The sequence below is a fragment of the Streptomyces rectiviolaceus genome (assembly GCF_039533825.1).
Taxonomy (GTDB): domain Bacteria; phylum Actinomycetota; class Actinomycetes; order Streptomycetales; family Streptomycetaceae; genus Streptomyces; species Streptomyces rectiviolaceus.
This window is the reverse complement of record NZ_BAAAUG010000147.1, coordinates 18177-41208: the sequence shown is the minus strand read 5'-3', so window position 1 is coordinate 41208 and position 23032 is coordinate 18177. Positions and strand designations below refer to the sequence as shown.

Here is a 23032-nt window from a genome sequence, read left to right as displayed (position 1 = left end):
GGTTCTGTGTGACCCCTTGACGGTATCTTCCCTGCCGGTTTAACTCACGTCCTAAATTAAGTCATGAGGGCATTCAAGAGTTGAACGCGGCGCCCTGCTCGACCCGGCGCCCGGCCAGCCAACCTCCCCATGACTCCCTCCGGAAGGGACACCTGGAGCCATGCGCAGATTCCGAGCCGCCGCCTCCGTCGGCGCCGCCGCCCTCTCGCTCGCCCTCACCGCGACCGCCTGCGGCGGCGGTTCGACGACGGGTGGTGCGGGGTCCAACGACTCGCCGAAGACGCTGACCTACTGGGCGTCGAACCAAGGGCCCAATCTCGAGGCGGACAAGAAGATCCTCAAGCCCGAACTCGCCAAGTTCGAGAAGCAGACGGGGATCAAGGTCAAGCTCGAGGTCATCCCCTGGTCGGACCTGCTCACCAAGATCCTGACCGCGACGACCTCGGGCCAGGGCCCCGACGTCCTGAACATCGGCAACACCTGGAGCGCGTCGCTGCAGGCCAGCGGGGCCCTGCTGCCCTGGGACGAGAAGAAGTTCAAGAAGATCGGCGGCAAGGACCGCTTCGTGGAGTCCGCGCTCGGCTCGGCCGGGGCGCCCGACAAGGACCCGGCCGCGGTGCCGCTGTACTCGATGGCGTACGCCCTCTACTACAACAAAAAGATGTTCAAGGAGGCCGGCGTCGAGAAGCCGCCCGCCACCTGGGACGAGCTGGTCGAGGACGGCAAGAAGATCTCCAAGGGCGGCAAGTGGGCCCTGGGCGCGGAGGGCGCGAACCTCTCCAACAACATCCACCAGGTCTTCGCCCTCGGAAAGCAGCACGGCGCCGACTTCTTCACCCCGGACGGCAAGCCGGACTTCACCTCTCCCGGCGCGGTCGCGGCCGTGAAGCAGTACGTCGACATGATGGCGAAGGACAAGATCGTCGCCCCGGGCAACGCCGAGTACGCGCAGAACCAGTCCCTGAGCGACTTCTCCAAGGGCAAGACGGCGATGGTGCTGTGGCAGGCCGCCGCCACCACCTTCAAGTCGCAGGGCATGAGCGACGACGAGTGGGGTGTGGCCCCCGTGCCCGTCGAGTCCGGGACTCCGGGCCAGGGCAGGGCCACCAACTCGATGGTCGCCGGCATCAACATGGCCGTCTTCAAGAACACCAAGAACATCGACGGCTCGCTGAAGTTCGTGAAGTTCATGACGAGCGACGCGGAACAGAAGATCCTCTGCGCGTCCTACGGCTCCGTGCCGCCCGTCAAGGCCGCACAGGAGGACACCGCCTTCGACCGTCCCGAGCTGAAGGTCCTGCGCGACACCCTCGCCAAGAGCGCCGCGCCGCTGCCCCAGGTGGCCAACGAGTCGCAGTTCGAGACCGCGGTCGGCACCGCCGTCAAGAACCTCTTCGCGAACGCCGCGGCCGGCCGTGACGTGACCACCGCATCGGTGAAGGCCGAACTGGTCAAGGCTCAGCAGCAGATGTCCCAGCAGTGAACGACACGTCCATGACTGCTGGGACCACTGGAACCACGGCCCTCGTGCAGGACGCGAAGGAGCCGTCCGTGACCGCCCCGGAGAAGCAGCGCGGCCCGCGCCGTCGTCCCGGACGGCTCCGCCGCATCGGCCTCCCGTACCTCCTGCTGCTCCCCGCCCTCCTGCTCGAACTCCTCGTCCACCTGCTGCCGATCGTCATCGGCGGCTTGATGAGCTTCAAGGAGCTCACCCAGTTCTTCATCCGCGACTGGGGCGCCGCGCCCTGGTCGGGCCTGGACAACTACAAGGTGTCGGTGGACTTCGACGCGCCGGTGGGCGAGGCGCTGCTGCATTCGTTCTTCGTCACCTGCGCCTTCACGGTCCTCTCGGTCGGCCTCTGCTGGCTGATCGGGACGGCCGCGGCGATCTACCTGCAGGAGACGTTCAAGGGGCGTGGCTTCCTCAGGGCGCTCTTCCTCGTCCCGTACGCACTGCCCGTGTACGCGGCGGTGATCACCTGGGGCTTCATGTTCCAGCGTGACAACGGCCTCATCAACCACGTGCTTCACGACCAGTTGGGCCTCACCGACAGCGCGCCGTTCTGGCTCATCGGCGACAACAGCTTCGTCGCGCTGCTCACCGTGTCGGTGTGGAAGGGCTGGCCGTTCGCCTTCCTCATCATGATGGCCGGGCTGCAGAACATCCCCAGGGAGATGTACGAGGCGGCCGCGCTCGACGGCGCCGGCATGTGGCAGCAGATCCGCCGCATCACGCTGCCGTCCCTGCGCTCCGTCAACCAGGTCCTCGTGCTCGTCCTGTTCCTGTGGACGTTCAACGACTTCAACACGCCCTACGTCCTGTTCGGCAGATCGGCGCCCGAGGCCGCGGACCTGATCTCGATCCACATCTACCAATCGTCGTTCGTCACCTGGAACTTCGGCACCGGTTCCGCCATGTCCGTCCTGCTGCTCCTGTTCCTGCTCGCGGTGACGGGCGTCTATCTGTGGGTCACCTCACGCGAGAGGAAGTCCGTGCATGTCTAGCGTCCGCATGGCCGCGCGCCCCCGTCGGGCCGCTAAGCCCCGGTCGCCGATGGCGGCGCCCCGCTCGTTCCTCTGGTCGCGGCGGATCTTCCTGACGCTGCTCACCGGCTTCGTGCTCCTTCCGGTGTTCGTGATGGTGTCCAGCTCGCTCAAGCCCCTTCAGGACGTGTCGGGCAAGTTCCGCTGGATGCCGAGCGGGCTCACGATCCGCCCGTACATCGACATCTGGCACACCGTCCCGCTGGCGAAGTACTTCGTGAACTCGCTGATCGTGGCGGGCGCGGCCACCGTCTGTTCGGTGGTGATCGCCGTCTTCGCGGCCTACGCCGTCAGCCGCTACCAGTTCCGCGGCAAGCGCGTCTTCACGGTGACGGTCCTGTCCACCCAGATGTTCCCCGGCATCCTGTTCCTGCTGCCGCTGTTCCTGATGTACGTCAACATCGGCAACGCCACGGGGATCGCCCTGTTCGGCTCGCGGGGCGGGCTCATCCTCACCTATCTGACCTTCTCGCTGCCCTTCTCGATCTGGATGCTGATCGGGTACTTCGACTCGGTGCCGCGCGATCTGGACGAGGCGGCGCTCGTCGACGGCTGCGGGCCCATCGGCGCGCTCTTCAGGGTCGTCGTGCCGGCCGCGATCCCCGGCATCGTCGCGGTCGCCGTCTACGCGTTCATGACCGCGTGGGGAGAAGTGCTCTTCGCCTCCGTCATGACGAACGAAGCCACCCGCACGCTCGCCATCGGCCTCCAGGGCTACTCCACCCAGAACGACGTCTACTGGAACCAGATCATGGCAGCGTCGCTGGTCGTGAGCGTGCCGGTGGTCGCGGGCTTCCTCCTGCTCCAGCGCTATCTGGTCGCCGGCCTCACTGCCGGAGCCGTCAAGTGACCCGCTCCTCCGCGAACCGCCCCTCTGCGAACCACTCCGCTGCGAACCACCCCCTCGCCACAACCCCGTCTGAGAGGACGTCCGTGTCCGAGCTCATCGACCTTGCCGCACTTCCGCGCGACTTCGCGTGGGGCACGGCCACATCGGCGTACCAGATCGAAGGGGCCGTCACCGAGGACGGCCGTTCCCCCTCGATCTGGGACACCTTCTCGCACACCCCCGGAAAGATCGACAACAACGATCACGGTGACGTGGCATGCGACCACTACCACCGCTGGCGCGAGGACATCGCGCTCATGAAGCAACTGGGCACCAACGCCTACCGGTTGTCCCTCGCCTGGCCGCGCGTCGTGCCCGGCGGTGAAGGGCCGCCCAACCCCAAGGGCCTTGATTTCTATGACCAGTTGATCGACGGGCTCCTCGACGCGGGCATCACGCCGTCGGTGACCCTCTACCACTGGGACCTGCCTCAGGTCCTCCAGGACCGCGGTGGCTGGCCCGAGCGGGAGACGGCCGAGCACTTCGCGGCGTACGCGTCCGTCGCCGCCGAGCGCTTCGGTGACCGTGTCACCCAGTGGGCCACGCTCAATGAACCCCTCTGCTCGGCCTGGATCGGTCACCTCGAAGGCCGGATGGCACCGGGCCTGACCGACCTGACCGCCGCCGTGCGCGCCTCGTACCACCTGCTGCTCGGGCACGGTCTCGCCACCCAGGCGATCCGCGCGGCGGCGCCCGGCGCGCAGATCGGCATCGTCAACAACCTCTCCACGGTCGAGCCCGCGAGCGACCGCCCCGAGGACGTCGCCGCCGCCCGTCGCGTGGACGGACACACCAACCGCTGGTGGCTCGACCCGGTCCACGGCCGCGGCTTCCCCGCCGACATGCGGGAGGTCTACGGAGTCGAACTCCCGGAGCGCGCGGGCGACTTGGCGACGATCGCCCAGCCGCTCGACTGGCTGGGCCTGAACTACTACTTCCCGGCCGTCGTCTCCGACGACCCCGCGGGTCCCGCGCCCCATGCCCACCAGGTGCGCCGCGAGGGAGTGCCCCGCACCAGCATGGACTGGGAGATCGACGCGAGCGGCATCGAGACGCTCCTGCTGCGCCTCACGAACGAGTACGGCGCGCGCAAGCTGTACGTCACCGAGAACGGCTCGTCCTACCCCGACGTCGTACGTCCCGACGGAACCGTCGGCGACCCCCAGCGCACCGACTACCTGATCCGCCATCTCGCCGCCTGCGCGAGCGCCGCCCGCAAGGGAGCGCCCCTGGCGGGGTATTACGCGTGGTCGCTGCTCGACAACTTCGAGTGGGCCTACGGCTACGACAAGCGGTTCGGCCTGGTCCACGTCGACTACGAGACGCAGCGCCGCACGGTCAAGGGCAGCGGACTGCGCTATGCCGACATCATCCGTGGCCACCAAGGGCAGGTGAGCCGCGCCGCCTGACTCGCACACGGTCCGCGCGGCCGACAGCGGCTCCCGGCTCTCCGCCGCTCCGGGGGTCGCTGTCGGTGTCTTCGCTGTCGGCTTCCTCAGCCGACTTCCGTGGGTCGTCCTGCGCGGTCAGGTCGTGTTCGGCGCCTTTCGGCCCTCCTTCGCCGCCGCGCCGATGCACACGAGGCCCAGCAGGAAGGTGAGGGCGCCGATGATGACGTTGGTGAGGACGACGCCCATGTCGGGGCTCGTGCCGACGATCCACGGCGACACGATCATCCACACGCCCATGGCGCACATGGCCCAGCTCAGGCCGTACATCCTGGCCGGCGCGACGGTGAACCCGAGGCCCAGCAGGCCGATCGCGATGCCCATGATGAGGTTGTGCGTCGTGAGGACGGGCTGGCTCGTGGTGAAGTGGACCACCCACGGGGAGATGGCACAGAAGAGACCCGTGAGGAACACAGGCCCGTCCACGAGTGCCACATCGTGTCCACCGAGTACGCGGGCGTATCGATCCCGCATTTCGGATACGTCAGGGTGAGCGGCTATGTCTCCCCTGTGTGAGACGTCGGCCATGACACTCGTCTCCTCTGGTTCATGCAGGCCTGATCACATCGCGCGGCGGGATGTCGCGCATATCCATTCTGCTCTTATTTTTTCTTTATGTGTAGTTGGGGAGCATTTCTGGCCTACCGGTCCTTCGAGAGGGCGAGGAGCTCGGCGAACAGACCGCCTCCGTGGGCCAGCTCCTCGTACGGACCCTGCTCCGTGATCCGGCCGTGCCGCATGACGACGATCCGGTCCGCCACCTTGGTGTTCTCCAGCTGGTGCGTCACGACGATCGTGATCTGGTCCGCGGCGGTCGCCTTGAGCGCGTCGAGCACGTCGCGTTCGCCGCGGACGTCCATCTGCGAGGTCGGCTCGTCCAGGATCAGCAGGGGCGGGCGCCGGTAGAGCGCCCGGGAGCAGGCGAGCCGCTGCCACTGGCCGCCGGAGAGTTCGCAGCCGCCGAAGAGCTCGCGGGCAAGCAGGGTGTCCAGGCCGCCGGGCAGTTCCTCGATCGCTCCGCGCATGCCGACCGTGTCGAGGGCGTCCCACACCGGTCCGTCGTCGACCGTGCGGGGCTGGCCGAGCGTCACGTTCTCCCTGGCCCGCAGCGGCCACTGGGCGAAGTTCTGCGGGACCAGACCGGTGCGGGCCCACACGGTGTCCGGGTCCGCCCTGGCGAGATCGACTCCGTCCCAGGTCACCCGGCCCTTGTCGGCGAGGTAGATGCCGGTGATCAGGCGCGTGAGGGTGGACTTGCCCGAGCCGTTCTCGCCGACGACGGCCACGATCTCGCCGCGCCGGAGCGTGAGGGAGACGTGGTCGACGGCCGGGGACTCCTTGCCGGGGTATTGATAAACCGCTTCGTCGACGCGGATCTCCGCCACCCGCGCCGGGGCCGTCAACTCGCCGCGTCTGGGGGCGAGTTCCTGGACGAGATCGAGGAACGACCGCATGTCGGCGAGGTAGAGACTGGTGTGGAACATCGCAGCTCCGTGGATCACCAGCTGGGAGAGCGCGGCCAGTGACGTCTGCACGGCGACGACGGCCGTGGCCGCCGCGGCGAGATCCACGCGCCCCGTGACGGCGAGCCAGGCCAGCGTGGCCCAGGTGCCCACGAGGAAGACACCGCCGAGGGCCGAACTGGTGAGGACGATGCGCAGCATCCGGGGCGCGGCCGTCAGCGTGCGCCGGTCGATGCGGCCGGACAGGGCCCGGTACCAGTGCAGCAGGTACCCGGTCATGCCGTTCGCGCGCACCTCGTCGCTGTACTTCGGGGTCGTCGACCACCACCGCATCATCTGGCGTACGGTGCGGTCGCCGACGTTCGCGTAGTGCGTCTCGTAGGTCACGCGTGCCGAAAGGACCGCCCCGGCCCCGGCGGGCACGACCGCGAGGACGAGCAGCGGGAACATCAGCGGATGCAGCACGGAGAGCACACCTCCCGCGGTGACCATGCGCACCAGGGCGGCCGTGAACCGCGTCGCGTCCTGCACCATCATGCGACTGCGGGTCACCCCCATCTCGGCCGCTTCCTGCCGGTCGGCGAACCCCGGCTCCGCGTACGCGGCGGCCTCCGTCCGGCACACCGCCTCGACCAGGGCGGTGTCGGCACCGGTCGTCAGGCGCGGGGTGATGCGTCCGTCGGCGTACGAGGAGAGCGCGGTGGCGACGCGTGTGACGGCGGCGGCGACGGCGATGACCACGAGGGCGGGCAGCGCCGCGCGCAAGCGGCCGGCGGCGGGGCCGCTGCCGAGGACGGGCTGCATGGCCGTGGCGGTGAAGGCGAGCTGCACGGCCGCGCCGGCGCCGACGAGGAGCTGGCAGACCAGGAGCAGGAGCACGGCCCGCCGGTCGGTCTCCCACGCCATCCGGGTCGTCCGGGCAAGGACCGATGGCAGCCGCGAGCACATGTCCCTGAACGAGGCCTCGCCGAGCGGGTTCTTGCCGGGGTTCCCCTCGAACTTGAGCTCTGCCGGAGGGGGCGGGGGCAAGGGCGGGGGTGTCGCGGACGTCACGGGGGTCAGGGGTTTCGTCACGCCGACCACCCCATCTCCGTGTACGTGCGACCTGCGGCGATGCCGGTCAGGGCGACCGCGGTGTAGTCGACGAGCGGGGACGGCAGGGCGGCGTAGGGCCACCACTCCAGGGCGGCGCAGCGGTCGGGTTCGCGGATCGCGGGGGCGCCGGTGTGGGCGAGGACGTGGAAGAGCAACTGCATCCGCGCCCTGCCGTCGTCGCTGTCCCGGTGGTGGACGATGTGGACGAGCCGGAGGTCCTGCTCATGGATGGTGACGCCGAGCTCTTCGTGCGCCTCGCGCACGGCACACCCCGTGGCGGACTCCCGTTCGAGATGACCGGCCGGAAGGTGCCAGGTGTCAGGGGCGTAGGACGATTCGGGAGAGCGCAGGCCGAGCAGTACCTTGCCCGCCCGCTCGAACACAAGGTGAACACCGACGATGTTGGCGTGCAGTTCCAATGGGGCTCCCTGGCGGCATCGGTACGGACAGACGCTCGGAAAACCCCGCCGAGCGGTGGTGCGTAACGGTGACGCGGGAGCGAAGTCTCGTCCTAAAGTTCGATGCCGCACCCAGAGGGCCGCGCCGGTGGGCCGGAGGGCCGTGATCTTGCGTTCGATTCACTCTGGCGGATCGAACCACCCGATCCGGGGATTGCCGCTGCGGGGACTGCCCCGGTGCTCGTAAGGGCGAATCGCCCCGACGCCCGTACGGGGGACCAGAACGCGCCGACCCCCGCCCCCGCCCGCTGGAATGAACACGTGACCGCGCCCCCGGACGACTGCCTCGCGCGCAACGAGTGGATCTGCGGTGAGTATCTGAGCACCCGCCGCCAGATCATCGTCGACGCGGTCCTCCAGCATCTGGAACTGACCGCGGTCTCCGTGCTCATCGCACTCGTCATCGCCGTCCCGCTGGCCGTCGTCGCCCGCCGTTGGGCCCTGGCGGCCGGTCCCGTCCTGGCGCTGACCACAGTCCTCTACACGATCCCCTCGCTCGCGATGTTCTCGCTGCTGCTTCCCGTGTACGGCCTGTCCGCTTCCCTCGTGGTCGCCGGACTCGTCCTGTACTCACTGACGCTGCTCGTCCGCAACATTCTGGCCGGTCTGCGCGCCGTCCCCGAGGAGACTAGGCAGGCCGCCCGCGGCATGGGCTACGGACCGATCCGGCTGCTGCTCACGGTCGAACTGCCGCTCGCGCTGCCCGCCGCGATGGCGGGCCTGCGCATCGCCACCGTCTCCGCGGTCTCCCTCGTCACCATCGGTGCGATCGTCGGCTTCGGAGGGCTCGGCAACCTCATCTACACGGGCATGAACACCTACTTCAAGGCCCAGGTCCTTACCGCGTCCGTGCTGTGTGTCGTCATCGCCGTACTGGCCGATGTGCTGCTCCTGGGCGTGCAGCGGATCCTCACCCCGTGGACCAGGGCGGTCCGTTCATGAACACCATCAGCGACGCCTGGCAGTGGCTCACCGACTCGGCGCACTGGGCGGGCGACGACGGCATCTGGCACCGGCTCACCCAGCACCTGGTCCTCACCGTGGTGTGCCTGCTCCTGAGCTGTCTGATCGCGCTGCCCGTCGCGCTCGTCCTCGGCCACCTCGGCAAGGGCGGTGCGCTCGCGGTCAACATCTCCAACGTCGGCCGTGCGGTGCCGACGTTCGCCGTCCTGGTCCTGCTGCTCCTCACCCCCATCGGACGGTGGGGCGAGGGCCCCACCGTCGTCGCGCTCGTCCTGTTCGCCGTGCCGCCGCTGCTCACCAACGCGTACGTCGGGATGCGCGGGGTCGACCGCAGCGTCGTACAGGCCGCGCGCGGCATGGGAATGACGGGACGGCAGATGCTGTGGCGGGTCGAACTGCCGCTCGCGATGCCGCTGGTCCTCAGCGGGGTGCGGATCGCCGCCGTGCAACTCGTGGCCACCGCCACGATCGCGGCGCTCGCCGGAGGCGGGGGCCTCGGCCGGATCATCACGGCCGGGTTCAACCTCGCGAGTACCCCGCAGGTGGTGGCGGGAGCCGTGCTTGTCGCCCTGTTCGCGCTGATCGTCGAGGGACTCTTCGAGATCGGCGAACGGCTCGCCCCCGGGCGGGCGCGGGGGAGAGGGCGGACCGGATGAGGCGACGCGCGGGACGAGGTGCGGGGCGGGGTGCGGGCCGAGACGCGGCGGTCGTGGCCGGGGTCGTACTGCTGCTGGCCGGCTGTTCTTCGGGGCCGTCCCTGGAGACGCAGGGCCAGGTGACCGCGCCGCCAGGCGACAGCCGTCACCTGGTCGTCGGTTCGGCGGGATTCACCGAGAGCGACCTGCTCGCCCAGATGTACTCCCTGCTCCTGAACAAGGCCGGATACGGTGCGGAGATCCTCTCCGTGGCCAACCGCGAGCTGTACGAACCCGCCCTGGAGTCAGGGCAGATCGACGTCGTCCCCGAGTACGCGGCGACGTTCGCGGACTGGTTGAACGCCAAGAAGAACGGCGCGGACGCCAAGCCGGTCGGCTCGCCCGATCTCGACGCCACCATGCGCGCCCTGCGCGGCCTCGCCACCCCGCGCGGCCTCACCGTCCTCGACCCGGGCAGAGCCGTCGACCAGAACGCGTTCGCCGTCACGGCGTCCTTCGCCGGGCAGCACCGCCTGAAGACACTGAGCGACCTCGGAAAGTCCGGCCTGAAGGTCCGCCTGGCCGCGGGTGACGAATGCGTGCAACGCCCGTACTGCGAACCCGGCCTGAAGAAGGTCTACGGCATCGACATCACCTCCGTCGACCCCAAGGGCGTGGGCACGACCCAGGCCAAGAAGGCCGTGCAGAGCGGGCAGGACCAGATGGTCCTGACCACGTCGACGGACGCCACCCTCGACAACTTCGGCCTGGTCCTCCTGAAGGACGACAAGAAACTCCAGAACGCCGACTACATCGTCCCGGTCGTCAACCGCTCCCGCGCGGGCAGCGAGGGCGTCGCGAACGCGCTCGGCCGTCTCAACTCCGTACTGACGACAGCGGACTTGGCGTCCATGAACGAACAGGTGGACAGCTGGCGGCGGCTTCCGCAGGACGTCGCGCGGACGTACCTGGAGGAGAAGGGGCTGCTGTAGCCCATGACTTCTACGCGTCGGCGACCGAGTCGAACGCCACCTGGTCCCGTGGCACGCCCTGCGCGTCCGCGTCCACCGAGCGGCGCAGGGCCTCGTGCAGCTTCGCCGGGGTCAGCACACCGAGGAAGCGCGCCCCGTCGAGGACCGCGACCCAGCCCGCGTCGTGCTGGAGCATCACGCCGAAGGCCTGCTTGAGCGGGGCGCCGACCGGGACCCACGCCTTCATGCGATGGGCGAGATCGCCGACTCTGCCGCCCTCCCCGGCCATGGCCACCTCGTCGATGCCGACCCAGCCGTGCAGATCCCCGTCCGTGTCCAGGACGACGGCCCAGCGGGCGTCCTGCTCGCGCAGCCGGGCGGCGGCCTGCGCGGCGGGCTCCTCGAACCGGGCCACCACCGGCTGCTCCAGGTCCTCCGCCAGGATCTCGGTGACCGAGAGACGCTTCAGGCCTCGGTCGGCGCCCACGAACTCGGCGACGTACGGCGTCGCGGGAGTGCCGAGCACCGCCCCGGGCGTGTCGTACTGCTCGATGCGCCCCTGCCCGTACACCGCGATCCGGTCGCCGAGCCTGACCGCCTCCTCGATGTCGTGCGTGACCAGCAGGACCGTCTTGCGGACCGTCGCCTGCATCCGCAGGAACTCGTCCTGCAACTGCTCGCGCACCACCGGGTCGACCGCCCCGAACGGCTCGTCCATGAGGAGTACGGGCGGATCGGCGGCCAGGGCACGCGCCACGCCGACACGCTGGCGCTGCCCGCCGGACAGCTGCTCGGGGTAGCGGGAGCCGTACGTCTTCGGGTCGAGGCCCACCAGGTCGAGCAGCTCCGCCGCCCGTGCCCGCGCCTTCGCCTTCTTCCAGCCGACAAGCGCGGGGACGGTCGCCGTGTTGTCGAGGATCGTCCGGTGCGGGAAGAGCCCCACCTGCTGGATGACATAGCCGATGCGGCGGCGCAGGCGGACCGGGTCGACGTCCGCGATGTTCTCGTCGTTCACGAAGATGCGGCCCGCGGTCGGCTCGATGAGGCGGTTCACCATCATCATCGTGGTCGTCTTGCCGCACCCGGACGGTCCGACGAGCGTGACCAGTTCACCCTGGGCGACCTCGAAGGACAGCTCGTCCACGGCCATCGTGCCGTCCGGGTAGCGCTTGCTCACCTGCTCGAACCGGATCATGCACTCACGCTAACCGCGGCCCTCAGACTCCGCTCACCAGCACCACCTCCAGAGTGCGCGGGCCGTGCACGCCCTCCACCCGGTCCAGTTCGATGTCGCTGGTCGCGGACGGCCCCGAGATCCAGGTCAGCGGACGGGCGGGGTCGAGCCGTTCGAGTGCCTGCGGGACGGAGGAAACAACCTGGTCCGGGACCCGTACGACACAGATGTGGTGATCGGGGACGAGCGTGATGCGCCTGCGGCCCTGGTCGGCGCCGCCGTCCAGGACGATCGTGCCGGTCTCGGCCACGGCGACCGCGCAGCCGGTGACGACGCTGTCGGTGGTGTCCAGCTCCCGCGCGGTGTGTGCCGCGAGGTCCTGCACGAGAACGGCCGGGCCGCCGTCGGCCAGCCAGTGGGGTGGCAACGCGGGCGGTACGAGCACCGTGCGTGACCCCCGTTCGGTGAGCAGCCGCGCGAGGAGAGCCGGGAGCTGGTCGTCGTCAGCGCGGTGCACCGTCGCGCGATAGTCCGCCAGGTTCTCCGCGAGCAGGTCGACGGTCTGCTCGGTGGTGCGGTCGCCGTGCTCGCGCAGATAGTCGCGAGGGACGGCTGCGTCGCGTGATCCATTTGGTACGTCGGCCAGTGCTCGCCGCACCCGCCCCAGGATCAGGTCCCTGCTGCTCACTTCGTGCCGCCCTTCTCCGTCCGGCCGCCATTCGTACGTCGCCACCAGTCGCGGAACGGCTCCGCAGGCACCTTCGGCAGATCCCGCGTCGCGCTCCACGCCCTGCCGGGACCGGGAAGCGTGCGCGGATGGAAGCGCCGGGTGCCGGACGCCAGCCGCTGCCCGGCCCGCAGCGCCGCGGGACGCCCGAAGGCCCAGCCGGCCGCGCGCATCGCCGCCCGCTCAGCGGCGTGCCCTTTCGCGGGCCGCAGCGTCACCTTCGTGCCGTGCCGTGTCACTTCGCCGCCCTGGACCACTCGCTCCCGCAGGTGGACGAGGACTTCGGGGATGTCGATGGCCACCGGGCACACGTCGTAGCAGGCGCCGCAGAGCGACGAGGCGTACGGGAGCGAGGCGTCGATCTCGCTCTGGGTGCCTCGGAGTTGAGGGCTGAGGATCGCTCCGATGGGGCCGGGGTATACCGAGCCGTAGGCATGGCCTCCAGCCCGCTCGTACACGGGACAGACGTTCAGGCAGGCCGAGCAGCGGATGCAGCGCAGTGCCTGGCGGCCCACCTCGTCGGCGAGCGTGTCGGTGCGGCCGTTGTCGAGCAGCACGAGGTGGAAGGTGCCCGGGCCGTCCTCCTCGGACGTTCCTGTCCACATCGAGGTGTACGGGTTCATCCGCTCGGCCGTCGAGGAGCGGGGGAGGGTCTGGAGGAAGACCTCCAGGTCCCGCCAGGTCGGCACGATCTTCTCGATGCCGACGACCGAGATCAGCGTCTCGGGAAGCGTCAGGCACATGCGGCCGTTGCCCTCCGACTCGACGACGACCAGAGTGCCCGTCTCGGCGACCATGAAGTTCGCCCCGGATACGCCGACCTTGGCGCGCAGGAACTTCTCCCGGAGGTGGAGACGGGCGGCCTCGGCGAGCTCGGCGGGCGTGTCCGTGAGCCCGTCCGGGGCGGGGCGGCCCCACTCGCTCATCTCGCGGGCGAAGATCTCGCGGATCTCGCCGCGGTTGCGGTGGATGGCGGGTACGAGGATGTGCGAGGGGCGGTCCTTGCCGAGCTGCACGATGAGTTCGGCGAGGTCGGTCTCGTACGCGTGGATGCCCTCGGCCTCCAGCGCTTCGTTGAGGCCGATCTCCTGCGTGGCCATCGACTTGACCTTGACCACCTCGGCCTCGCCGGTGGCCTTCACGAGGTCCGTGACGATGCGGTTCGCCTCGTCGGCGTCCGCCGCCCAGTGCACGGTGCCGCCCGCCGCCGTGACCGACTCCTCCAACTGGAGCAGATAGCGGTCGAGATGGCGAAGGGTCTCGTCCTTGATCCGCTTGCCTGCCTCGCGGAGCTGGGCCCAGTCGTCCAGCTCGGCGACGGCGCGGGCCCGTTTGTCGCGGATGGTGTGCGTGGCGTGCCGAAGGTTGGCGCGCAGGGTCTTGTTGCCCACGGCCTCGCGGGCCGCCGTGGGGAAGGAGGGCATGCCGACGAACGTGCCGTTCATGCCGTTCACTTCGCTGACGCCGCTCATGACAGGGGTTCCTCTTCCGTGCTCGCCAGGATCTCCGCGATGTGAACCGGGCGTACGCCGCTCTTGAGTCGGGTCATCGTGCCCCCGATGTGCATCAGGCATGAGTTGTCCGCCGCGCACAGGGTGTCGGCGCCCGTCGACTCGGCGTTGCGCACCTTGTCCGTGCCCATCGCCGACGAGACATCGGAGTTCTTCATCGCGAAGGTGCCGCCGAAGCCGCAGCACTCGTCCCAGCCCGGGAGCTCGAGCAGTTCAAGGCCCTTGACCGCCTGAAGCAGCCGCGTGGGGCGGTCACCGAGGCCGAGGCTGCGCAGGCCGTGACAGGTCGGGTGGTACGTCACCGTGTGCGGGTAGTGCGCCCCGACGTCCGTCACACCGAGGATGTCCACCAGGAACTCGGTCAGTTCGTACGTCTTGGGGACGACGGGTGCCAGCGTGGCCGCCAGGCCGTCACCACGGCCCTCGGAGCGGGCTCGTTCTCCCATGCGTGGGTACAGCTCGCGGACCATCGCGCCGCACGAGCCGGACGGCGTCACGATCGCGTCGTACTCATCCGAGCCGAAAACATCGGAGAAATGACGGGCGAGCGGCTCTGCCTGGTGGCGGTAACCCGTGTTGTAGTGCGCCTGCCCGCAGCAGGTCTGCGCCATCGGGAAGTCGACCTCAACTCCTAGCCTGGTCAGCAGTTTCACCACCGCTCGGCCTGTGTCGGGATAGAGCGTGTCGTTGACACAGGTCAGGAACAGAGCGACACGCATCGCGGGTTCCTCCTCGTCGATCATCGGATGGATGCAGCGTATGCGCTGAGCGCGCTTTGCGGGAGTCATGGTGCGGGGATGCGTCATGCGGCGGCGCGTCGTCATGCGGGGACGCGTCGCGACGCCTCCTCCCACGCCGCCCGGCGCGCCGGGTCACTGGTCGGCTCGTAGCGCGTCAACTGCTGGGTGCGGGCCAGGAGGGCGCGCATCTCATGGCGGTCATCGCCCATCAGACCGTGCGCTCTTGCCTGCACGAGTACGTTGCCGAGCGCTGCCGCCTCTGCGGGGCCCGCGATGACGGGCAGTCCGCAGGCGTCCGCCGTCAGTTGGCACAGGAGCGCGTTGCGGGCGCCGCCGCCGACTATGTGGACGACGTCCACGGTTCGGTCCGCGAGGCGCTGGGCGTCCTCGATGGCTCGGCGGTGCGCCAGCGCCAGGGAGTCGAGGATGCAGCGTGCCGTCTCGGCGGGAGTGCGGGGGGCGGGCCGGCCCGCGGCCTCGCAGGCCCGGGCGATGCGGTGCGGCATGTTGCCCGGGGGCAGGAAGGTGGGGTCGGCGGCGTCGACGAGCGAGCGGAGGGCGGGGGCGGTGGCGGCCTCGCGGAGGAGTGCGTCCAGGTCGGGGGCGGCGGTGGGGCCGGTGGGGCCGGTTTCGGATCCCCAGGTGCGCAGGCATTCCTGGAGCAGCCACAGGCCCATGATGTTGCGTAGGTAGCGGACCGTGCCGTCGATGCCCAGCTCGTTGGTGAAGTTGGCCTCGCGGCTCTCCTCCGTGCGGACGGGGGCGGACAGCTCCAGGCCTGCAAGTGACCATGTGCCGGTGCAGATGTAGGCGAAGTTCTCGGTCGTGGCGGGAACGGCGGCCACGGCTGACGCGGTGTCGTGCGAGGCGACCGTGGTGATGGGGGTGGGCGTGGTCAGGCCGGTGCCGTCCAGGACCTGTGGGAGCAGGTGGCCCGCTGGGTCGCCCGGGTGCCGCAGGGGAGGGAACAGTCCGAGGCCGATGCCTAGGCGCGTCGCCACCTCGGGGGACCAATCGCCCGTGCCGGGGTCCATGAGCTGCGTGGTGGAGGCGTTGGTCAGTTCTGTGCCGAGTTCGCCTGTCAGCCAGTACGTCAGGAGGTCCGGGATCATCAACAGGTGGCGGGCGGCGGCTAGTTGGGCCGTGCCCTGGGCGGCCATGAGTTGGTACAGGGTGTTGAAGGGGGCGTACTGGATTCCTGTCGTGGCGTAGAGCTCGGTGGCCGGGACCGTTGTCCATGCCTTGGCCGCGATGCCGTCGGTGCGGGTGTCCCGGTAGTGCACCGGGTTGCCGAGGAGGACACCGTCCGCGTCCAGGAGGCCGTAGTCGACTGCCCAGCCGTCGATGCCGATGGAGGTGAGGGGGGCGGCGGAGCCTGCGGCGCGGAGGCCGTCGAGGACTCCGGCGTAGAGGGACAGGATGTCCCAGTGCAGGGTGCCTCTGGTGCGGACGGGGCGGTTGGGGAAGCGGTGTGCCTCCTGGAGGGTGAGGGTGTCGGGGCCGGTCCGGGCCACCATGACGCGTCCGCTGGAGGCGCCCAGGTCGATCGCGGCGAAGTGGTGGTGTGAGCGGGGGTTGGGCATTGGGGCTCGCAGGGTTGAAGGTCGGGTGCGGGTGTTCGTTGCGTGCCGGGTGCGGGGCTGCTCCGTCTTGGGGGCGGGGCCGCGCCGGTATGTCCGTCCTCGCTATCACGGTCCGAACGCCCGGCCACTGCGGCGGGGGAGTCCTGCGTACCGTGCTCCGGGCGGACATACCGGCACGTCCCCTCACGAGCGCCGCCGACTGCGGCCAATCGGTGGCGATGCGGGGTATTCGGGTGGGTGGGTGGGAAATGCTTGTTCGGGCAGAGGCGGTGCGGGGGACGGGGGTGTCGTTACCTGAGGAACGCCGCTGCGACGCCCGCGTCCACGGGTATGTGCAGGCCCGTCGTGTGGGACAGGTCGCCTGCCGTCAGGGCGAAGACCGCGTTGGCCACGTGCTCGGGGAGCACCTCCCGCTTGAGGAGGGTTCGCTGGGCGTAGAAGGCGCCCAGGTTCTCCTCCTCTATTCCGTACGTCGCCGCGCGCTGCGCGCCCCAGCCGCCCGCGAAGATCCCCGAGCCGCGGACCACGCCGTCCGGGTTGATGCCGTTCACCCGTATGCCGTGCTCGCCCAACTCGGCGGCAAGGAGGCGCACTTGGTGGGCCTGGTCCGCCTTGGTCGCGGAGTACGCGATGTTGTTCGGGCCCGCGAACACCGCGTTCTTGGACGTGATGTAGATGATGTCGCCGCCCAGGCCCTGGTCCCGCATGACGCGGGCCGCCTCGCGGGAGACCAGGAAAGAGCCGCGGGCCATGATGTCGTGCTGCAGGTCCCAGTCGCGGGCCGTGGTGTCGAGCAGGGGCTTGGAGACGGAGATGCCCGCGTTGTTCACCACCAGGTCGACTCCGCCGAAGGCGAGGGCCGTGGCGGTGAAGGCGTCGGCGATCTGCTTCTCGGAGGTGACGTCCATGGGGATGGCCACTGCCTTGTCGGGGCCGCCCAGCTCCTCCGCCACCGCTGCGGCGTTCTCCGCGTTGAGGTCCGCCACCGCGACGCAGGCGCCCTCCGCCACCAGGCGGTGCGCTATCGCCTTGCCGATACCGCTGCCCGCGCCTGTCACCAGGGCGACGCGGGTGGCCAGGGGCTTGGGCTTGGGCAGGCGCTGGAGCTTCGCCTCTTCCAGCGGCCAGTACTCGATGCGGAACTTCTCCGACTCGTCGATCGGGGCGTAGGTGGAGACGGCCTCGGCGCCGTGCATGACGTTGATGGCGTTCACATAGAACTCCGCCGCCACGCGGGCCGTCTGCTTGTCCTTGCCGAACGAGAACATTCCTACGCCGGGAACGAGGACGATGGCCGGGTCCGCGCCCCGCATCGCTGGAGAGGTCGGGTCGGCGTGCCGGGTGTAATAGGAGGCGTACTCCTCGCGGTACGCGGTGTGCAGTTCCTTGAGGCGGGTGATGGCCTCATGGAGCGGTGCGGTGGGCGGCAGGTCCAGGACCAGGGGCCTGACCTTCGTGCGCAGGAAGTGGTCGGGGCAGGAGGTGCCCAGGGCCGCGAGGCGCGGGTGTTCCGTGCGGGCCAGGAAGTCGAGGACGGTGTCCGAGTCGGTGAAGTGGCCGATCTGGGGGCGGTCCTGCGAGGCCAGCGAGCGGATGTACGGGGCCAGCTCCGCTGCGCGGTGGTGGCGCTCGGGGGTGGGCAGTGGGGTGTGGTCGTCCAGCGTCGGGCCGAACGGAGCGGGCTTGGCGTGTTCGGCCAGGAACGCCTCCGCCGTGCGGATCATGTGCAGCGAGTTGCGCTCGCACTCGTCCGCCGTGGCGCCCCAGGCCGTGATGCCGTGACCGCCGAGGACGCAGCCGATGGCGTCGGGGTTGGCCGCCTTCACCGCGGCGATGTCCAGGCCCAGCTGGAAACCGGGGCGGCGCCAGGGCACCCAGGCCACCGTGGAGCCGAAGCACTCGGCCGTCAGCTTCTCGCCGTCCGCGGCGCAGGCCAGGGCGATGCCCGAGTCCGGGTGGAGGTGGTCCACGTGCGGTGCGTCCACAAGGGCGTGCATGGCCGTGTCGATGGAAGGGGCAGCGCCGCCCTTGCCGTGCAGGCAGTAGTCGAAGGCGGCGACCATCTCGTCCTCGCGTTCCGCGCCCGCGTACACCTCCTTCAGCGCGTGGAGGCGGTCAAGGCGCAGGACCGCCAGGCCTTCCTCGGTGAGGGTGCCCAGGTCACCGCCCGAGCCCTTGACCCACATCAGGTCGGTGTCCGCGCCCGTGACCGGGTCGGGGGCCGTTCCCTTCGCCGACGCGTTGCCGCCCGCGTAATTGGTGTTGCGCGGGTCGGCACCCAAGCGGTGGGCGCGGTCCAGGAGTTCCTTGATCCGTGCGTGCTGTGTCATGTCGTTCATGCCCCCCATCCGGCCTGCTCGCCGCCCACTCGTTCCTTGACGATCTGCTCCTGCCAGCCTGACTGTTGATAGGCCCTCATGGGATCAGGGTCGAGCCCCGAGTCCTCCCTGACTTCTGCCAGTAGGGGACGGACGTCCGTGTTGAAGGCGTCCATCAGAACCGCGTTGGCCGCGAGGACATCGCCGGTGCGCTGGGCCTCGGCCAGCGCGTCGGCGTCGACGAGCAGCGCCTTCGCCGTGGCCTCCTGCACGTTCATCACCGAGCGGATGATCGCGGGGATCTTCGCCTCGATGTTGTGGCACTGGTCGAGCATGAACGCGATGTCGGAGGTCAGGCCTCCGCCGCGGACGACCTCGTACATGATCCGGAAGAGCTGGAAGGGGTCCGCCGCGCCCGCCATGAGGTCGTCGTCCGCGTAGAAGCGCGAGTTGAAGTCGAAGGCGCCGAGACGGCCCTCGCGCAGCAGCGTGGCGACGATGAACTCGATGTTGGTGCCCGGGGCGTGGTGGCCGGTGTCGACGACGACCTGTGCCTTCGGGCCGAGCTTCAGGCAGTGTGCGTACGCCGTGCCCCAGTCCGGGATGTCCGTCGCGTAGAAAGCCGGCTCGAAGAGCTTGTACTCGATGAGCATGCGCTGGTCGTCGCCCAGGCGCTCGTAGGTGGTGTGCAGAGCCTGCGACAGGCGGTCCTGGCGGCTGCGGATGTCGTCCTGGCCCGGGTAGTTCGTGCCGTCGGAGAACCACAGCTTCAGGTCGCGTGAACCCGTCGCGTCCATGATGTCCACGCACTCGAGAAGGTGGTCGAGCGCCTTGCGCCGTACCGTCGGGTCCGGGTTGGTGACCGAGCCGAGTTTGTAGTCGTCGTCCTGGAAGACGTTGGCGTTGATCGCGCCGAGCGTCACACCGCGTTCGGTGGCGTACTCCGCGAGCGCCGCGTAGTCGTCGACCTTGTCCCAGGGGATGTGCAGGGCCACCCTGGGCGCCACGCCCGTGTGGGCGTGCACCCGGGATGCGTCGTCGATCTTCTCCCGGGTCGTGCGGGGGACACCTGGCTGCGCGAAGACCTTGAAGCGCGTACCGGAGTTGCCGTACGCCCAGGACGGGGTCTCCAGGGCCTGGGTGGTGAGTGCCGCTTTCACGGCGTCCTTGCTGGTTCCGGCGGTCATCGCGCAGCCTTCCGAAAGAGCGGTCGAGGTGGGTCAGTTGGAGAAGCGGTGGGTGCCGGAGGCCGCGGCGAAGACGGCGCAGCCGTCCTCCATCCGCAGGAACTCCGCCGCGCCGTGCGCCACTTGAGAGCGCTTGTCGGCGGGGATCCACACCTCCGCCGTGGTGTTGGCGGGCAGGGTCAGGGTCAGACGGAACCCGTCGGAGTCCGTCTTCCAGTGGGTGGTGACCGGGCCGTAGAGCGCGTCGAAGCTGCTCTCCGCCTCCGTCACGCCGCCGCCGGGGCGCGGGCGGACGAGGATCTTGCGGAAGCCCGGGTCGGCCGGTGCGATGCCCGCGATGTTCGCGTACATCCACTCGCCCACCGAGCCGTAGGCGTAGTGGTTGAAGGAGTTCATGCCGGCGTCCTGGAAGCTGCCGTCCGGCTTGATGGAGTCCCAGCGCTCCCACATCGTCGTGGCGCCCTTGTCGATCTGGTACCCCCAGCTGGGGAAGGACCGCTGGACGAGGAGGCGGTAGGCGACATCCGTGTGGCCGGTGGAGGTGAGCACGGGCAGCAGGCGCGGCGTGCCCAGGAAGCCCGTCGACAGGTGCCATTCCTTGGACTTGATGAGCTCCACCAGGCGGGCGGCCGCCGGTGCGCGGTCGCTGTCGGCGAGCAGCTCCATGGACAGGGCAAGGACGTACGCGGTCTGCGTGTCACCCTTCACCCGGCCGCCGCCGGTCACGTACGCCGCGCGGAAGGCGTCACGGACGCTGCCGAAGAGCTTCTTGTACGGGGCCGGGTCCTTGCCGAGCGCTTCGGCGACCTGCGCCACCAGGTCGGCGCTGTGCGCGAAGTAGGCCGTGCCGATGACGTCCTTGGGGGTCTCGTCCTGGATGTTGAGCCAGTCTCCGTAGCCCTCGGCGGGGCGCAGATATCCGGTGCTGTGCTTCTCCAGGTAGTCGAGCCACTTCAGCATCGAGGCCCAGGACTGCTCCAGGACACGCTTGTCCCCGTATGCCTGGTACAGCGCCCAAGGGACGGTCACTCCGGCGTCGCCCCAGCCGGCCACGCCCTTGCCGACCGTGCCGACGAACGGGGCCACGTCGGGGAAGGCGCCGTCGTCGGGCTGCCCGTCGCGCAGGTCGTCGAGCCACTTGGTGAGGAAGCGGGCCGACTCCATCGTGTAGGCGGCGGTCGGCGCGAAGACGTTGATGTCGCCGGTCCAGCCGAGCCGCTCGTCGCGTGCGGGCGTGTCGGTGGGGATGGACAGAAAATTGCCGCGCTGGCCCCAAGTGATGTTGCTGTGCAGCTGGTTGAGCATGGGGACGTTCGTCTTGAAGTCCATCGTGAAGGGCGCCGACGTGTGGATCACCCGGCCCACCACGGCGTCGAGCGGCGGCTTGCCGGGGTAGCCCGTCACCTCCACGTAGCGGAAGCCGTGGAAGGTGAACCGCGGCTCGAACGTCTCCTTGCCGCCGCCCTTGAGCGTGTAGGTGTCCGTGGCGCGGGCGCTGCGCAGATTGGTGGTGTAGATCGTGCCGTCGGGGTTGAGTACCTCCGCGTGGCGCAGCTGGACCTTCGTACCGGCCTTCCCGGAGACGGTGAGGCGCACCGCGCCGACCATGTTCTGGCCGAGGTCGAAGACGAACACGCCGGGCTTCGGCTCGCTCACCTTCCGGGCGGACATCTCGCTCTCCACGCGCGTGTGCCCGTCGATCTGGGCCACGACAGCGGCCTTGACCTTGTCGACGGCGTCGGCCGCGATCCACTCCGAGTCGTCGAATCCGGCGCGCGTCCAGCCCGCGGTCTCCAGACGGGCGTCGTAGTCCTCGCCCGACAGGAGGTCGGCGGCGGTGACCGGCCCCGTGGCAGCGCGCCAATCGGTGCCGGAGAGCACGCGGTCGGTCGAGCCGTCGGTGTACGTGACCTCCAACTGGCCCAGGAACGCCGGTCGTTCGCCGTACTGATGCGGACCGAACATGCCGACATTGCCCGCGTACCAGCCGACCGCGACCGTCACGCCGAGCGCGTTGGCACCCGACTTGAGCTGCTTGGTCACGTCGTACGTCTGGTACTGGACCCGCTTGTTGTAGTCGGTCCAGCCGGGCGCCAGGCGGTCGTCGCCGACACGCTCGCCGTTCAGCCAGGCGTCGTAGAGGCCGAGGGCCGTGGAGTACAGGCGGGCCCGTGCGACGGTCCTGCCCGGCCGCAGGCGGAACTCGTGGCGCAGCTGGGCGGCGGGGCAGTGGTTGGCGGCGACCTTGCCCCAGGGGCCCGAGCCCCAGGGCGCGAGGACCTTGGCCGCGGCCCAGGAGCCGTCGTCGTACCCCGTCGACCGCCAGTCGCCCGATGGCTCCTTGTCGGTGGTCCTCCACGTGCCGTCCGTGGTGAGGGTGCGTACACCGTCGGCGGTCGTCAGCTCGAGCACGCCCAGTAGACCCGCGGGCCCGACCGTGGCGTTGGTGGCGGAGACGGCGACGACCGCGGCGCCGGGGCGCAGCTGGGCGGTCACGTCGACGACCGTGGGGCGGCGCCAGTTGTCGGCGGCGCTGTCCGCCTCGGTGTGCGCCACCTGCGTGCCGTTCACGTACGCGGTGTAGCCGTCGTCGGCCGTCATGACAAGGCGCGCGCGGGTGACCCCTTCGGGGACGTCGACGCGACCGCGGAACCAACGGGTGGCCGCCGGTGCGCTGGCCGCGGGGTCGCCCTCGGGGAACCAGATCCACGAGGCGCCGTCCAGGGCCGGGGCGCCGATGAGGGAGGCGGGTGCGCCGATCCACCGTGCCGTCCAGTCCTTCGCCGCGGAGAGACCGGTCTCCCACCAGGAGGGCTCACTCCACTCGGAGGCCTTGCCGTCGGTGCCCCAGACTCGGACCGACCAGTAGTAGCGCGTACGGGACTTGAGGTCGGGGCCCGCGTAAGAGACCAGCGCGGAGTCGCTCGACGCGACCTTGCCGCTGTCCCAGACGTCGGGCTTGGTGAGGCGGCCCGGGGCGGTTGCCACGTGCACCTGGTAGGCGGTCTGTGCCTGGCCCTCCTTCGTGGACGTCAGGGGCCAACTCAGCCTCGGACGCGGCACGTCGAGACCGAGCGGGTGTCTCACGTACTCGACGGTCGGTCTGGTCACGCGTAGGGCCCGGCCGCCCGCGGAGGGGGAAGCGTGGGCATTCGGAACGGCCCCGGCGGCCATCGCCGTTCCCAGGGCGGCCGTGGCGGTGGTGCTGAGCAGTCGTCTTCTGCTGATCACAACTCGACTCCGTAACGACTCGACGATGAATCGTTTCACGAGAGGCGAAGCTAGGGAGAGCGTCGTCTGATGTCAAGGGGTCTGGAGTGCTCCAC

The 23032-nt window shown here is 69.6% G+C and carries 18 protein-coding genes; 7 read left to right on the top strand and 11 right to left on the bottom strand.

The window, feature by feature from the left end; genetic code table 11:
* Positions 1 to 160 precede the first annotated feature (160 nt).
* The 4 genes from ABD378_RS33850 (at position 161) to ABD378_RS33835 (ending at position 4842) form a co-directional block, all read left to right on the top strand.
* Positions 161 to 1483 carry an ABC transporter substrate-binding protein gene (locus tag ABD378_RS33850; protein ID WP_344527292.1) on the top strand — a complete coding sequence of 441 codons (1323 nt, stop codon included), beginning with the start codon at positions 161 to 163 and terminating at the stop codon, positions 1481 to 1483.
* Between the two features lie 11 nt (positions 1484 to 1494).
* Positions 1495 to 2505: a carbohydrate ABC transporter permease gene (locus ABD378_RS33845; RefSeq protein ID WP_344527290.1), complete on the top strand. Its 1011-nt coding sequence runs from the start codon at positions 1495 to 1497 to the stop codon at positions 2503 to 2505.
* Entirely contained in the window at positions 2498 to 3394 is an 897-nt protein-coding gene (locus ABD378_RS33840) for a carbohydrate ABC transporter permease (protein WP_344527288.1), read from the top strand. The genes ABD378_RS33845 and ABD378_RS33840 overlap by 8 nt, the downstream gene beginning before the upstream one ends.
* An 83-nt stretch (positions 3395 to 3477) precedes the next feature.
* A complete protein-coding gene (locus ABD378_RS33835; protein ID WP_344527286.1) occupies positions 3478 to 4842 on the top strand; it encodes a GH1 family beta-glucosidase in 1365 nt (454 codons plus the stop codon).
* 117 nt (positions 4843 to 4959) lie between these two features.
* Here ABD378_RS33835 and ABD378_RS33830 read toward each other — a convergent pair whose 3' ends face one another.
* From ABD378_RS33830 to ABD378_RS33820, 3 genes are all read right to left on the bottom strand, one after another.
* Positions 4960 to 5409 (bottom strand): SPW repeat protein, encoded by a 450-nt coding sequence (locus tag ABD378_RS33830; RefSeq protein ID WP_344527284.1) that lies wholly within the window; start codon positions 5407 to 5409, stop codon positions 4960 to 4962.
* A gap of 113 nt (positions 5410 to 5522) precedes the next feature.
* Positions 5523 to 7418: an ATP-binding cassette domain-containing protein gene (locus tag ABD378_RS33825; RefSeq protein ID WP_344527282.1), complete on the bottom strand. Its 1896-nt coding sequence runs from the start codon at positions 7416 to 7418 to the stop codon at positions 5523 to 5525.
* A complete protein-coding gene (locus ABD378_RS33820; protein ID WP_344527280.1) occupies positions 7415 to 7858 on the bottom strand; it encodes an NUDIX hydrolase in 444 nt (147 codons plus the stop codon). Before ABD378_RS33820 ends, ABD378_RS33825 begins: the two co-directional genes overlap by 4 nt.
* A gap of 300 nt (positions 7859 to 8158) precedes the next feature.
* Here ABD378_RS33820 and ABD378_RS33815 point away from each other — a divergent pair, with 300 nt between their 5' ends.
* Genes ABD378_RS33815 through ABD378_RS33805 form a run of 3 tightly spaced genes read left to right on the top strand, consistent with a single transcriptional unit; the run spans position 8159 to position 10487 of the window.
* Positions 8159 to 8839 (top strand): ABC transporter permease, encoded by a 681-nt coding sequence (locus tag ABD378_RS33815; RefSeq protein WP_344527278.1) that lies wholly within the window; start codon positions 8159 to 8161, stop codon positions 8837 to 8839.
* Positions 8836 to 9516, top strand: a complete 681-nt coding sequence (locus ABD378_RS33810) for an ABC transporter permease (RefSeq protein ID WP_344527276.1) — start codon at positions 8836 to 8838, stop codon at positions 9514 to 9516. The genes ABD378_RS33815 and ABD378_RS33810 overlap by 4 nt, the downstream gene beginning before the upstream one ends.
* On the top strand, positions 9513 to 10487 hold the full coding sequence (locus tag ABD378_RS33805) for an ABC transporter substrate-binding protein (protein ID WP_344527274.1): 975 nt from the start codon (positions 9513 to 9515) through the stop codon (positions 10485 to 10487). Before ABD378_RS33810 ends, ABD378_RS33805 begins: the two co-directional genes overlap by 4 nt.
* A gap of 10 nt (positions 10488 to 10497) precedes the next feature.
* Here the strand turns inward: ABD378_RS33805 and ABD378_RS33800 are convergent, their stop codons facing one another.
* The 8 genes from ABD378_RS33800 to ABD378_RS33765 form a co-directional block, all read right to left on the bottom strand.
* Positions 10498 to 11661 carry an ABC transporter ATP-binding protein gene (locus ABD378_RS33800; protein ID WP_344527272.1) on the bottom strand — a complete coding sequence of 388 codons (1164 nt, stop codon included), beginning with the start codon at positions 11659 to 11661 and terminating at the stop codon, positions 10498 to 10500.
* 22 nt (positions 11662 to 11683) lie between these two features.
* Positions 11684 to 12328 carry a LutC/YkgG family protein gene (locus tag ABD378_RS33795; protein ID WP_344527270.1) on the bottom strand — a complete coding sequence of 215 codons (645 nt, stop codon included), beginning with the start codon at positions 12326 to 12328 and terminating at the stop codon, positions 11684 to 11686.
* Positions 12325 to 13812: a lactate utilization protein B gene (locus ABD378_RS33790; RefSeq protein ID WP_344527328.1), complete on the bottom strand. Its 1488-nt coding sequence runs from the start codon at positions 13810 to 13812 to the stop codon at positions 12325 to 12327. Before ABD378_RS33790 ends, ABD378_RS33795 begins: the two co-directional genes overlap by 4 nt.
* A 23-nt stretch (positions 13813 to 13835) precedes the next feature.
* Positions 13836 to 14597: a (Fe-S)-binding protein gene (locus ABD378_RS33785; protein WP_344527268.1), complete on the bottom strand. Its 762-nt coding sequence runs from the start codon at positions 14595 to 14597 to the stop codon at positions 13836 to 13838.
* Between the two features lie 101 nt (positions 14598 to 14698).
* Entirely contained in the window at positions 14699 to 16201 is a 1503-nt protein-coding gene (locus ABD378_RS33780; RefSeq protein ID WP_344527266.1) for a rhamnulokinase, read from the bottom strand.
* Positions 16202 to 16491: 290 nt separating this feature from the next.
* On the bottom strand, positions 16492 to 18531 hold the full coding sequence (locus ABD378_RS33775) for a bifunctional aldolase/short-chain dehydrogenase (RefSeq protein WP_344527326.1): 2040 nt from the start codon (positions 18529 to 18531) through the stop codon (positions 16492 to 16494).
* Positions 18532 to 18536: 5 nt separating this feature from the next.
* The gene (gene rhaI, locus ABD378_RS33770) at positions 18537 to 19706 is read right to left on the bottom strand and encodes an L-rhamnose isomerase (RefSeq protein WP_344527264.1); all 1170 of its coding nucleotides are present in this window, start codon (positions 19704 to 19706) and stop codon (positions 18537 to 18539) included.
* Positions 19707 to 19739: 33 nt separating this feature from the next.
* Positions 19740 to 22937 (bottom strand): alpha-L-rhamnosidase, encoded by a 3198-nt coding sequence (locus ABD378_RS33765; RefSeq protein WP_344527262.1) that lies wholly within the window; start codon positions 22935 to 22937, stop codon positions 19740 to 19742.
* Positions 22938 to 23032: the final 95 nt, after the last annotated feature.